Below are 12,874 nucleotides of genomic sequence, written 5' to 3' on the forward strand. Positions count from 1 at the left end.
GTCGACCGGCGAATATATTCTCCTGCGGTTTCGCCCACGGCCACTTCAGGTTACAGTAGCCGCAACAAAGGAGAGGTAATGACCCGGCAACAAGAAATTATCCAATGGTTACAGCAAGATAATGAAAGAATGACGATATTGCGTACCACCCGCCGGCTCGGTCTGAATGACTGGTGCCTGGGTGCCGGCTTTGTGCGTAATCTGGTATGGGATCGGCTGCACGATTACGCCATGCCAACACCGCTCAACGACATCGACGTGATCCATTTTGACGCACAGCGCTCGGAAGCAGAGCGTGACCAGATGCTGGAAGCACGGTTACAAGAATGGTTGCCGCAGCCCTGGTCAGTGAAAAATCAGGCGCGTATGCACCTGCGCAGCGGTCGAGCGCCCTACCTTAACAGCGAAGACGCCATCAGCTATTGGACCGAGCTGGAAACGGCGGTAGGCGTGCGACTAAATGCAGATGACAGCCTACAGCTGGTGGCTCCCTTTGGCCTGGACGGACTGTTCGATGACACCATCACCTTCAATGTCAAAAACGGCGACCTCGACGCTTATGAACAGCGGGTTATCGACAAAGGCTGGTTGCAACGCTGGCCGCGCCTGCGGCAAATCCGCGGGTAAAGTTTTACCCCATTCTGCCGATAACCCGAGCAGCGGAATCAAAATTCAGGGAGAGTATTATGTCGACCAGCATTACCATGATTGTCCCGGTGAAAAACCCCCTCCCCGGCATCAGCAACGTTTTTAGCGCCCCCGGTAATCAAGGCCAGTTACTGATGGCCAAGCCGGTCAACCAGCAGCCGGAACGCGGCAAGATGAAAGAAGCCAGGGAAACTGACGGTAACGATCCGGTGAAAGTGGCCGACAGCAGCGCCTCGGCACGGATTAAGTCGCTGAACAAGCAAATCCAGGGGCTGCAACAAAAGCTGGTAGATCTGAAAGACTCGGATGCCGATCCCAAGGATATTGAAAAACAGAAACAGCTGATTCAGGCGCAGATCAAAATGCTGCAGGCCGAGATCGCCCGCATTCAGAAAGAAGAGATGGAAAAACAGCAGGCAGAGCAAATGGCTAAAGTTGCCGAGCGTATCGCGCCGACCAAAGGCGACGGCATCAACCGTCCAACCGCACTGAATGCCGTGGATGTGTATATTTGAAATGTTCTTTGAACAGATGAATCATTGAATTGGGCCTGAGATATCAGGCTCTTCACCGTCACCCATAAGTACAATACCGAGTTGATCCGCCTCCTCGTCAATCACTTCCAGCACGGTGTCCGAATCAATAATCACTTCAGATTCGACGATGACATCCAACTGCTCCCCCTTAACCCGATCGCCAAACAGCATTAAGGCACTGTCGCCATGCTGTTTGGATGACCATTTCAACCCATGTGCTGCGGGATGAGCCGCATGAATTGCAGAGGCATATTCCTGAGTATAAATATACTGATCGGCTGTCGAGTCCAAGAGCTGAGCTCTATTGATGCCCATTTTTTTCATGGTCTTAGGATTGAGATCGACCAGATTTAAATCAACTTTTGGCGCAATAACCGAATGTGCCAATCCTTGAAGATTGCCCATATCATAAGCCACCCCGTCAGTATATTCCGGAAGGTCATGAAATAGGGTCTCCATCACCGCAACCCCGGTACTGACACCACCATAAATCGTGGGAACTCGTCGCCTCAGGCTGTCGTACACAGGGCTAAATCTGGCACTTCCCCGCGTTCCAGGATTGAACTGTATGGCGGTATAGCAGATAGAATGTACGCGATAAATATGTTGTCCTGCCGGCCAGGTGAAAAAGTTTACCTGCAGATCGCTAATTGGCGGCCGGATCCGACGTTCAACGTCATTTTCGCCCTTACTGTCATCCATGAGTTCCCCTCAACGTTTCCTCTCTGGCCGCAAACAACACCTGTTCCGGCGCGCTGATCAACATGTCTTTGGGCTTATGGCCCCCCAACCAGCTATTGTCAGTCCCAAACCAGGTGGCCAGCCCCCATGATGTTTTCCTTTCACCAAACATCAGGATTATTTTTTTAATTATCGGCAGCGGGCGATACCCTTCATCCAAAGCATATTCCGGATAAAAATCCTTCCCTTGCAACTGAATGGCAAAAATTTTACCTGATGATTTCCAACGATGCGGGCCAGCGCTAGGATTTGCTGATGTAAAACCCGTTTTTTGCGACAAATCATGCGCTGTTAACCACACTGAATCTTCTATGATGGCGGCATTGTGCTTCGCCAAGCGTTCTGTATGACGACGTTGACGTTCAGTTTTTTCATCTTGGCGGGTTCTTGCTTGAACAGTCGGCGTTTTATCTTTCGCCACTGCTGTTAATTTGGCTGTTTTATCGGTGCTATTCTCCGCTTTTCGGGGCGTCAGAGAAGATGATGTATCATCTGCACAACCAGAGAATGCCGTCGCCAGGGAAGTAATAGCCGCTTTCATCGCCGCTTTGATGGCGTCAGTAAAATGCGGAATATGTCCTGTTAAATCGCCAAGCTCTACCACCAAATACTCAGCATTAGATTTGGTTTCAAGCTTGCGAAGCTCAGCCCCGCTAATCGTCTGAATGTTCAACGACGTTTGTACTTCGTGACGTGTCCGCTGTTTAATGACCATATTACCGCCTGAATATCGTGATATCGCTTATATTCGTTATGGTACACCGATTAACCCGACCGTCAATGTTGTTCAGAAAACAGGCTTACCCATATTAAAACAGGGCAACCCAACCGCACTGAATGCCGTGGATGTGTATATTTGACTCAGTAATCCGCCTGCAGCTGACGCTGTTGTTGCAGCAAAGCCGCCTGCTGCCCCACCACCTGCCAAATGACCTCTGCCGCTGGGGTCAGCGAGCGGTTTTTACGCCGTACCAACATCAGCGCACGGTTGATTTCCGGCACCAGACGGCGAACCTTCAGCTGGCCGCCTTCCGGCAAGGGTAATGCCAGCGCCGGGAAAATACTGATGCCGATACCCGCGGCCACCATAGGAAACAGCGTAGCCGGGTGGCCGATCTCCTGTACCACCGTCGCTTCCACCCCTTGTTGGCGCAGAGCGCTGTCAATCAACGGTCGGCTACCCGAAGCATAATCCTGCAACACCAAACGGCTGCCGTTCAATGCCGACCAGTGCACCTCGGGCAATTCGGCAAACGGATGATCGTTACGACACAACAGCAGGAAAGGCTCATGCAGAATCGGTTCGCAGTCCAGATCCAATGCCTGAACCGGATCGACCACGATGCCAAAATCGACCTCTGCATTGCGAATGCTGTGCAACACCTGCTGCTGCGCCTGATCACGCAACATGATGTGGATATCCGGATACTGCTTTTCCCCGGCGGCAATGCACTGCGGCATCAGGTGCGCGGAGATGGTCTGGCTCGACGCCACCCGCACCGTACCGCTGCGTTGTACACCAAAGCTGCGCGCATCCAACAATGACGACTGCAACTCATCCAGCAAACGTTCAACCCGGTTGGCCAGCCGTTGCCCGGCGTCGGTCAGCAGCACTTCACGGGTGGTACGATCGAGCAAGCGAACGCCGATCTCTGCCTCCAGCTCTTTCACACTGTGGCTGACCGCCGACTGTGTCAGGCCAATGGCCTCACCGGCCCGGCTGAAACTGCGGTGCCGGGCAATGGCGACAAAGACTTTGAGTTGTTTAATCGAGTAATTCATGTTTTTTATTCATATATGAATTAAATAAATTAATTTAATTATTATATCCGGTCGCGCGACAATGGGCGCATTGATTTTTCTTCGAGTACGCCGCCATGAGATTTTTGCCCGATCGCTTTACCCTGACGCTGATCGCCACCGTGCTGCTGGCTTCGTTCCTACCGGCGCGCGGCGAGTTCGTCGGCTGGCTGAACGCGCTGACCATCGCCGCTATCGCCCTGCTGTTCTTTATGCACGGTGCCAAGCTGTCGCGCGAAGCCATTCTGGCCGGCAGCAATAACTGGCGGCTGCACCTGTGGGTGATGTTCAGCACCTTTATTATTTTCCCGACCCTCGGCGTACTATTTAAATGGTGGTCTCCGGTCAACGTCAGCCCCGAACTCTATTCCGGTTTTATCTACCTGTGCATTCTGCCCGCAACCGTACAATCGGCCATCGCCTTTACCTCTCTGGCGGGCGGTAACGTAGCCGCTGCGGTGTGCAGCGCATCGGCTTCAAGCCTGCTGGGGATTTTCGTCTCGCCACTGCTGGTCGGGCTGTTGATGAATGTGCACGGGGAAACCGGCAGTCTGCAACAGGTTGGCTCCATCGTGCTGCAATTGCTGGTACCGTTTGTTGCCGGACATCTGTCACGGCCGCTGATCGGCAAATGGATTGAACGCAACCGCAAACTGATTGGCAAGACCGACCAGACCTCAATTCTGCTGGTGGTGTATGCCGCCTTTAGCGAGGCGGTGACACATGGCATCTGGCATCAGGTCGGCATCGGTTCACTGGTATTTATTGTGGTGGGCAGCCTGGTGCTGCTGACGATTGTGCTGGTGGTAAACACTTATATGGCGCGCTGGCTGGGCTTTATCAAAGCCGACGAAATCACCATCGTGTTCTGCGGCTCGAAGAAAAGCCTGGCGAACGGTATCCCGATGGCCAATATCCTGTTTCCAGCCTCGACCGTGGGCATTATGGTGCTGCCGTTGATGGTGTTCCATCAGGTACAATTGATGACCTGTGCGGTATTGGCACGACGTTATCAGAAAAAACAGCAGGAACAACAGCCAACGCCCAACGGGCAAGCTGTGCGGGAATAAATAAATGGGTGCGGCGGATACCGCACCCGGCAGCTCAATTTTTCTTCAGTGGCTTGACCAGGTGGTCGAGCCCTTCAATTTTAATCGCCAACGTCATTTCCATCAGCATGCCGAGCTTGCCCTGGGGAAACTCTCCCTTTCGGGCAAACCACAACAGGTATTCTTCGGGCAGGTCAATCAGCACCCGCCCCTGATACTTGCCGAATGGCATTACCGTATTAGCAATCTCCAACAGATTCTCTTTTTCCATCAGGCACCCAGCAGGCGGATCATTTCCGCTTCGTCGATAACCTCAATGCCCAGTTCCTGCGCCTTCACCAGTTTGGAACCAGCGGCAACACCCGCAATCACCAGATCGGTTTTCTTCGATACGCTGCCGCTGACCTTGGCACCCAGCGCCGTCAGACGATCTTTGGCCTCGTCGCGTGAAAGCTGGCTCAACGAGCCGGTCAGCACCACGGTTTTACCGGCAAACGGGCTGTCTATCTCTTCCGCCACTATCACCACCGGTGCCGGCCAGTTAATGCCGATTTCGTCGCTGACCAGTTCCTGGATAACCTGTTGGTTGAGCTCTTCGTCAAGGAAATGCCGCGTGTGCTTCGCCACGATTTCACCGACCTCCGGCACTTCTTTCAACGCTTCAATATCGGCGGCGAGCAGCTTTTCAAGCGTACCGAAGTGTGCAGCCAGATTGGCCGCTGTGGCTTCGCCTACTTCACGGATGCCAAGCGCATACAGGAAACGGGCGAAGGTGGTCTGCTTAGATTTTTCCAGCGCATTGACCAGATTCTGCGCCGATTTCGGCCCCATTCGATCCAGCCCGGTCAGGATCCCGGCGGACAGACGGAATAAATCGGCCGGATTCTTCACGTACTCTTTTTCCACCAACTGCTCGATGATTTTGTCGCCCATGCCATCGACATCCAACGCCCGACGGGAAACAAAGTGCTTCAGCGCTTCTTTGCGTTGTGCCGCGCAGATCAGCCCGCCGGTACAACGTGCTACCGCTTCGCCTTCCACTCTCTCAACGTCGGAACCACATACCGGACAATGCTGCGGGAATACAATTTCACGCGCGTCCGCTGGACGGCGATCAGCTATCACTCCCACCACCTGCGGGATCACGTCGCCGGCACGGCGCACAATCACCGTATCGCCGATGCGCAGGCCCAAACGTTCAATTTCGTCGGCATTATGCAACGTGGCATTGCTGACGATCACCCCGGCAACCAGCACTGGCTCCAGTCTTGCCACCGGCGTGATCGCGCCGGTACGGCCAACCTGGAACTCCACCTCGCGCACCTGGGTAATCTGTTCCTGCGCCGGGAATTTGAATGCTGTCGCCCAGCGCGGCGCACGCGCCACAAATCCCAGCGTTTCCTGCAGGTCGATATCGTCAATTTTTACGACCACACCGTCGATATCAAACCCTAGTTGCGTGCGCTCCAGCTCCACCTGACGGTAGAACGCCAGCACTTCGTCGCTGCCGGTACAGCATTTGGCGCGATTGCTGACCGGTAAGCCCCAGTCTTTGAACTGCATCAGGCGCTGCCAGTGGCTGCGAAGCAATTCGCCGCCTTCCAGCAGGCCTACGCCATAACAGAAAAAGGTCAGTGGGCGCTTGGCGGTGATACGCGGGTCGAGCTGACGAATCGAACCGGCGGCGGCATTACGCGGATTGGCGAAGATCTTGCCGTCCTTACGACGTGCCTCTTCGTTCATCTGCTCGAAACCGGCCTGCGGCATAAACACTTCACCACGCACTTCCAGCCGGCGCGGGATATTGTCACCTGTCAGTCGCAGTGGAATGGCGCGGATGGTGCGCACGTTAGAGGTAATGTTTTCACCGGTTGTGCCGTCGCCGCGCGTTGCCGCGCGAACCAGTTCGCCATCTTCGTACAGCAGGCTGACCGCCAGACCGTCCAGCTTCAGCTCGCAGCAGAAGGTCAGCGGATCGCTGCTCTTCAGGCGATCCTGCACTCGTTTGTAAAATGCCAGGAAGCTTTCTTCGTCGAAGACGTTGTCCAGTGACAACATCGGCACTTCATGACGTACCTGATCGAACGCCGCCAGCGGGGCTGCACCCACGCGTTGGGTCGGTGAATCTGCGGTGATCAACTCCGGATGTGCGCTTTCCAGAGCACGCAGTTCACCCATCAGGCGATCGTATTCCGCATCCGGCACTTCCGGCGCGTCCAGCACATGGTATTGATATTCGTGATGGCGCAGTGAGGTTCGTAGTTGATTGATTTGTTGGATTATCGATTCCATAGCTCACCATCAAAGATAAAAAACCCCCGGCAAGCGGGGGCTTTGTTGTTACGGATGTTCAGTGCGCGTGGCCGTCGATCAGGCGTTGTTTTCCAACACTTCACGAAGGCGCGCTTTGTAGGTTTCCAGCTTCTGCGGGGTCATCATGCGGCGCTCATCGTCCAGCACCACACCGCCCACATCGTCGGCGATCCGCTGTGCCGACTGCAGCATCAGCTTGAAGTTCTGATTAGCGTCGCCATAAGACGGCACCATCATGAACATCGACACGCCCGGCGTAGAGAAATCCGACATCATCTCAGGATCAAAGGACCCTGGCTTAACCATATTCGCCAGGCTGAACAGCACAGGACCGCTGCCCGCTGGGCTGATATGGCGATGGAAGATGCCCATTTCACCAAACTGGAAGCCCGCCTGCAGCACGCTCTGCAGCAGAATTTCGCCGCCGATCACGCCACCCTGATGTGCGGTAACGTGCAGCACCAGTACGGTTTCTTTCAGTTTTGCCGGTTTGATGGCAGCTGGAGCAGGCTGAGGCTCGTGCGCCACCGCTGGTTTCACTTCCGGCTGCGGCTGATGAGCAGGTTCGGCATGGAACGCCGGCTCTGCTGCAGGTGCCACAGGCGGGAGATCGTCAACGCGCGGTTCACGGCGCGGCGCAGGCTGCTGCGGCTCATCGTCTTCGTCCTGCGCGTAGTTGTCCAACAGGATGTCATCATAATCCGGCCGCTGAGACAGCGGTGGTGGAGTCTGATGGGCAGCCGGTTGAACGGCACGCGGTGCTGGCTCAGCCGCCGGAGCAGGCTTGGGCGCAACCACGGGTTCTTCGCGAGCGGCATCAAAATGACCAAAGGACGGCTCGTCTTCCGGGTGAGCGGAGCGTACACGCACCTCCCCCACACCTTCATCGAGCTCGTCGATCGGGGATTGTTCACGTTCCTTTTTGGAACGTTTGGCTGGGCGATCGCGAAAAAGCGATGAGCGTTCCTTACGACTGGTCCAAAGACCGTGCAATAACAACGCTATTATGGCGATCGCGCCAACAACGATTAATATCAGACGCAAATCCTGCATCATTGCTATCTCTGTTGTTCCAATACATTGCCACCGCGGCAAACATTCACTCTTTAACTCTATTTGCCCGAGCACACAAGTGCAAGTCCGTGCTGAACTTTATGCCAATAAAGATGATTATACTGCCTTTTTTTGCTGTTTTTTCAGCCAATGTCACCCTAGCCAGTAGAAAATCATCCCGATATGATAGCTAAGCCTGTTCAGACAAAGAGATAACTTAAGATATGTCCTATACGCAGTCACCTTCTCACTCCGCCAGCGGCCTGCATTATTTTGCCGAAGGCTGGCGCCTGATTTCACGCCCGGGGATTAAACGCTATGTAGTATTGCCATTGCTGGTCAACGTATTGCTGATGGGGTCCGCCTTCTGGTGGCTGTTCAGTCAGCTCGGCGACTGGATCCCCAGCATGATGAGCCATGTTCCCACCTGGCTGCAGTGGCTTAGCTATTTACTGTGGCCGCTGGCGGTCATTTCCGTACTGCTGGTGTTCAGCTATCTGTTCAGTACCATCACCAACCTGATTGCCGCCCCCTTCTGCGGCCTGCTGGCCGAGCAGTTGGAAGGCAGCCTGACCGGCAAACCGCTGCCCGACACCGGTATCTTTGGCATAGTGAAAGATTTGCCGCGCATTATGGCGCGTGAATGGCGCAAGCTGGCCTACTACCTGCCACGCGCGTTGTTGTTGCTGATACTCTATTTCATTCCGGGCATTGGCCAGACGGTGGCGCCGGTGCTGTGGTTCCTGTTCAGCGCCTGGATGTTGGCAATCCAGTATTGCGACTACCCGTTCGATAACCACAAGGTGAGCTTCGCCGATATGCGCCGCGCACTGCGCCAGCATAAGACCGACAATCTGCAGTTTGGCGCCATGGTCAGCCTGTTCACTATGATCCCCATTCTCAATCTGGTGATCCTACCAGTCGCGGTTTGCGGTGCCACGGCGATGTGGGTTGATCGTTACCGCCCACAATTCGTTCGTTCCTGAGCCGTTTTATCGGCCACATTACGATTAATTCTTCGACAGGGCGCGCAATTTGCGCCCTGAGACTGCGGACAAACATAGAATGTTTGGCGGCAGGCGTTAAAGATTTTGAAAATAAATCAGGAAAATCACTTTATTGATTTTCGGCTGATAACACAAAGGGGGAAAAACCACGCTTTTATCCCCTTTTGTCAACAATCTGAGGGCGCGCATTTTGCGCCCTTCTCCTTGTGCTTAAAACTTATTTCCTAATAACATATAGATATACCAATTCTTTACTTCCCTGCCGGTACTGTTAGCGTATGCTTTCGACGTTCCCCACATTTTTCATAGAGTTAAAGGACGGGCTATGAGCAAGATATATGAAGACAACTCATTAACGATCGGCCATACGCCGCTGGTTCGTCTGAACCGTATCGGCAACGGACGCATTCTGGCCAAGGTTGAATCACGCAACCCGAGCTTTAGCGTCAAATGCCGCATCGGTGCCAATATGATTTGGGACGCAGAAAAACGCGGTGTCCTGGTCGCCGGCAAAGAACTGGTGGAGCCAACCAGCGGCAACACCGGTATCGCACTGGCGTTCGTCGCAGCCGCACGCGGCTATAAGCTGACGCTGACCATGCCGGAAACCATGAGCATCGAACGCCGCAAACTGCTCAAGGCGCTGGGGGCCAACCTGGTGCTGACCGAAGGCGCTAAAGGCATGAAAGGCGCGATCGCCAAGGCAGAAGAAATTGTCGCCACCGATCCCAACCGCTACCTTATCCTGCAGCAGTTCAGCAACCCGGCCAACCCGGCGATCCACGAACAAACCACCGGCCCGGAAATCTGGGAAGATACCGATGGCGAAGTTGACGTTTTCATCTCTGGCGTCGGTACCGGCGGTACGCTGACCGGTGTCAGCCGCTATATCAAGAACACCAAAGGCAAGGCGATTACCACCGTGGCGGTGGAACCTACCGACTCACCGGTGATCACCCAAGCGCTGGCTGGTGAAGAAATCAAACCGGGCCCACACAAAATTCAGGGCATTGGCGCAGGTTTTATCCCCGGCAACCTGGATCTCGACCTGGTTGATCGCGTCGAACAAATCACCAACGACGAAGCCATCAGCATGGCGCGCCGTCTGATGGACGAAGAAGGCATTCTGGCCGGCATTTCCTCCGGTGCCGCCGTGGCCGCAGCGGTGAAACTGGCTGAAGAACCAGAGTTCGCCGACAAAACCATCGTGGTGATATTACCTTCCTCCGGCGAGCGCTATTTGAGCACCGCCCTGTTCGCCGATTTGTTCACCGAACAAGAATTGCAACAGTAGTGCCAACCGCGCACTAATCGCTAAAAAAGCACCCTACGGGGTGCTTTTTTGTGGACTGGATCAAAGTTTATAGCAGTCGAAGATTGATTTTACCCGCCAGCTTTAGTATTTAACGGTGCATTATTTCGATGCGCGAAATTAATCACTCTCAATTCGTTGTTTAGGCTGAATCGATTTACTCGTTTGTCGCGGATGCGGTAAACACGGCATAATGGAGAGCGGATTTAAACGACGGCAGAAGCCAGTTTTTTTTGATCTGAAGTGCCAAACTCGTCGTTTTCTGTTGCATCAATGCTCGCCCCTGTACCATAGTCAGGCGCTAACCAGACAAGCTAAAGTCATACCCTTGGGTTAACCTTTAGCTCCACAACACACCAATAAGTTGGGGAAACATCAATGTTCCAGCAAGAAGTTACTATTACCGCTCCGAATGGTCTGCACACTCGCCCTGCCGCTCAGTTCGTGAAAGAAGCCAAAGGTTTCACGTCTGACATCACCGTGACCTCTAACGGTAAAAGCGCCAGCGCCAAAAGCCTGTTCAAACTGCAAACTCTGGGGCTGACTCAAGGGACCGTAGTGACCATCTCCGCTGAAGGTGAAGACGAGCAGAAAGCCGTTGAACACTTGGTAAAACTGATGGCAGAGCTTGAGTAATCGGCCCGTCTTCTTAGTTAACACCAGTCAAGAGTAAGGTAGGGTTATGATTTCAGGCATTTTAGTATCACCGGGTATCGCTTTTGGTAAGGCTCTCCTACTGAAAGAAGATGAAATTGTCATCAACCGGAAGAAAATCTCTGCAGACGCTGTAGAGCAGGAAGTCCAACGTTTTCTTGATGGCCGCGCCAAGGCATCCGTGCAGTTGGAAGCGATCAAGACCAAAGCTGGCGAAACCTTCGGCGAAGAGAAAGAAGCTATCTTCGAAGGCCATATCATGCTGTTGGAAGACGAAGAGCTTGAGCAGGAAATCATAGCCCTAATCAAAGACGATCTGGCTTCTGCTGACGCGGCTGCCTACACCATCATCGAAGGCCAGGCGAAAGCGCTGGAAGAACTCGACGATGAGTACCTGAAAGAGCGTGCGGCCGACGTACGTGACATCGGTAAACGCCTGCTGCAGAACATTCTTGGCCTGGCTATCGTCGATCTGAGCTCAATTCAGGACGAAGTGATCCTGGTTGCTACCGATTTGACCCCGTCTGAGACCGCGCAGTTGAACCTGGACAAGGTTCTGGGCTTCATCACCGATCTCGGCGGCCGTACTTCACACACCTCCATCATGGCGCGCTCCCTGGAATTGCCGGCAATCGTAGGCACCAGCGACGTCACCAAGCAGGTGAAGAACGATGACTACCTGATTCTGGACGCGGTTAACAATAAAATTTACGTTAACCCAACCGCTGACGTTATCGATCAGCTGAAAGCCGAACAGAACCAGTACGTGACCGAGAAAAACGATCTGGCCAAGCTGAAAGACCTGCCGGCGATTACGCTGGACGGTCATCAGGTTGAAGTCTGTGCCAACATCGGCACCGTGCGCGACGTCGCAGGTGCAGAGCGCAACGGCGCTGAAGGTGTCGGCCTGTATCGTACCGAATTCCTGTTCATGGACCGCGACTCACTGCCAACCGAAGACGAGCAGTTCCAGGCCTATAAAGCCGTTGCGGAAGCCGTGGGCTCACAGGCAGTCATCGTACGCACCATGGACATCGGCGGCGACAAAGACCTGCCGTACATGAACCTGCCGAAAGAAGAGAACCCGTTCCTCGGCTGGCGCGCCATCCGTATCGCCATGGATCGCAGAGAAATCCTGCACGCCCAGCTGCGTGCTATCCTGCGCGCCTCCGCGTTCGGCAAATTGCGCATCATGTTCCCGATGATCATTTCGGTAGAAGAAGTTCGCGATCTGAAAGGCGAAATCGAGACGCTGAAAGCGCAATTGCGTGAAGAAGCCAAGGCGTTTGATGAAACAATTGAAGTGGGCGTGATGGTGGAAACACCGGCCGCGGCGGTGATTGCTCATCACCTGGCGAAAGAAGTCGACTTCTTTAGTATTGGGACAAACGATCTAACCCAGTATACTCTGGCGGTAGATCGCGGCAATGAGCTGATTTCTCATCTCTATAACCCGATGTCCCCATCAGTGCTTGGCCTGATCAAACAGGTTATTGATGCATCTCACGCAGAAGGCAAGTGGACCGGCATGTGCGGTGAACTGGCTGGCGATGAGCGTGCTACACTGTTGTTATTGGGCATGGGGCTGGATGAGTTCAGCATGAGTGCGATTTCAATCCCGCGCATCAAGAAAATTATACGTAATACTAATTTCGAAGATGTGAAGGCGTTGGCAGCGCAAGCCTTGGCACAGCCAACGGCGCAAGATCTGATGAATTGCGTGAATAAATTCATCGAAGAAAAGACGCTCTGCTAAACTTC

Annotated in this window: 13 protein-coding genes; 7 read left to right on the forward strand and 6 right to left on the reverse strand. The window is 53.9% G+C overall.

Annotated features, from left to right (window positions below; genetic code table 11):
• Positions 1-78 precede the first annotated feature (78 nt).
• Both ACUTQ5_RS18605 and ACUTQ5_RS18610 read left to right on the forward strand, forming a co-directional pair.
• Positions 79-627, forward strand: a complete 549-nt coding sequence (locus ACUTQ5_RS18605) for a nucleotidyltransferase family protein (protein WP_445652442.1) — start codon at positions 79-81, stop codon at positions 625-627.
• Between the two features lie 59 nt (positions 628-686).
• Complete coding sequence (locus ACUTQ5_RS18610; protein ID WP_445652443.1) at positions 687-1,163, forward strand: FlxA-like family protein; 477 nt, start codon at positions 687-689, stop codon at positions 1,161-1,163.
• A gap of 21 nt (positions 1,164-1,184) precedes the next feature.
• Here ACUTQ5_RS18610 and ACUTQ5_RS18615 read toward each other — a convergent pair whose 3' ends face one another.
• The 3 genes from ACUTQ5_RS18615 to ACUTQ5_RS18625 form a co-directional block, all read right to left on the reverse strand.
• Positions 1,185-1,886, reverse strand: coding sequence for an RES family NAD+ phosphorylase (locus tag ACUTQ5_RS18615; RefSeq protein ID WP_445652444.1), 702 nt, complete (start codon positions 1,884-1,886; stop codon positions 1,185-1,187).
• Complete coding sequence (locus ACUTQ5_RS18620) at positions 1,879-2,640, reverse strand: integrase (RefSeq protein ID WP_445652445.1); 762 nt, start codon at positions 2,638-2,640, stop codon at positions 1,879-1,881. The genes ACUTQ5_RS18615 and ACUTQ5_RS18620 overlap by 8 nt, the downstream gene beginning before the upstream one ends.
• Positions 2,641-2,786: 146 nt before the next feature.
• On the reverse strand, positions 2,787-3,707 hold the full coding sequence (locus ACUTQ5_RS18625) for a LysR family transcriptional regulator (RefSeq protein WP_445652446.1): 921 nt from the start codon (positions 3,705-3,707) through the stop codon (positions 2,787-2,789).
• Between the two features lie 95 nt (positions 3,708-3,802).
• On the opposite strand from ACUTQ5_RS18625, the gene ACUTQ5_RS18630 reads away from it, so the two are divergent.
• Positions 3,803-4,795, forward strand: coding sequence for a bile acid:sodium symporter family protein (locus ACUTQ5_RS18630; protein ID WP_445652447.1), 993 nt, complete (start codon positions 3,803-3,805; stop codon positions 4,793-4,795).
• A gap of 34 nt (positions 4,796-4,829) precedes the next feature.
• Here ACUTQ5_RS18630 and ACUTQ5_RS18635 read toward each other — a convergent pair whose 3' ends face one another.
• The 3 genes from ACUTQ5_RS18635 to zipA form a co-directional block, all read right to left on the reverse strand.
• Entirely contained in the window at positions 4,830-5,045 is a 216-nt protein-coding gene (locus tag ACUTQ5_RS18635; protein WP_261277627.1) for a DUF3820 family protein, read from the reverse strand.
• On the reverse strand, positions 5,045-7,066 hold the full coding sequence (gene ligA / locus ACUTQ5_RS18640) for an NAD-dependent DNA ligase LigA (protein ID WP_445652448.1): 2,022 nt from the start codon (positions 7,064-7,066) through the stop codon (positions 5,045-5,047). The genes ACUTQ5_RS18635 and ligA overlap by 1 nt, the downstream gene beginning before the upstream one ends.
• Before the next feature lie 78 nt (positions 7,067-7,144).
• Positions 7,145-8,143 (reverse strand): cell division protein ZipA, encoded by a 999-nt coding sequence (gene zipA, locus ACUTQ5_RS18645; RefSeq protein ID WP_135317470.1) that lies wholly within the window; start codon positions 8,141-8,143, stop codon positions 7,145-7,147.
• Between the two features lie 221 nt (positions 8,144-8,364).
• Between zipA and cysZ the strand changes: the two genes are divergently transcribed.
• The 4 genes from cysZ to ptsI all read left to right on the forward strand — a co-directional run bounded on the left by cysZ (position 8,365) and on the right by ptsI (position 12,869).
• A complete protein-coding gene (gene cysZ / locus ACUTQ5_RS18650) occupies positions 8,365-9,126 on the forward strand; it encodes a sulfate transporter CysZ (protein WP_445652449.1) in 762 nt (253 codons plus the stop codon).
• Positions 9,127-9,472: 346 nt separating this feature from the next.
• Positions 9,473-10,441 carry a cysteine synthase A gene (gene cysK, locus ACUTQ5_RS18655; protein WP_135317472.1) on the forward strand — a complete coding sequence of 323 codons (969 nt, stop codon included), beginning with the start codon at positions 9,473-9,475 and terminating at the stop codon, positions 10,439-10,441.
• Between the two features lie 396 nt (positions 10,442-10,837).
• Positions 10,838-11,095: a phosphocarrier protein Hpr gene (ptsH, locus tag ACUTQ5_RS18660; protein WP_004936458.1), complete on the forward strand. Its 258-nt coding sequence runs from the start codon at positions 10,838-10,840 to the stop codon at positions 11,093-11,095.
• Positions 11,096-11,141: 46 nt separating this feature from the next.
• A complete protein-coding gene (gene ptsI, locus ACUTQ5_RS18665; protein ID WP_012146161.1) occupies positions 11,142-12,869 on the forward strand; it encodes a phosphoenolpyruvate-protein phosphotransferase PtsI in 1,728 nt (575 codons plus the stop codon).
• The last annotated feature ends 5 nt before the right edge of the window (positions 12,870-12,874 follow it).

The sequence above is a fragment of the Serratia sp. NA_112.1 genome, from assembly GCF_052691715.1.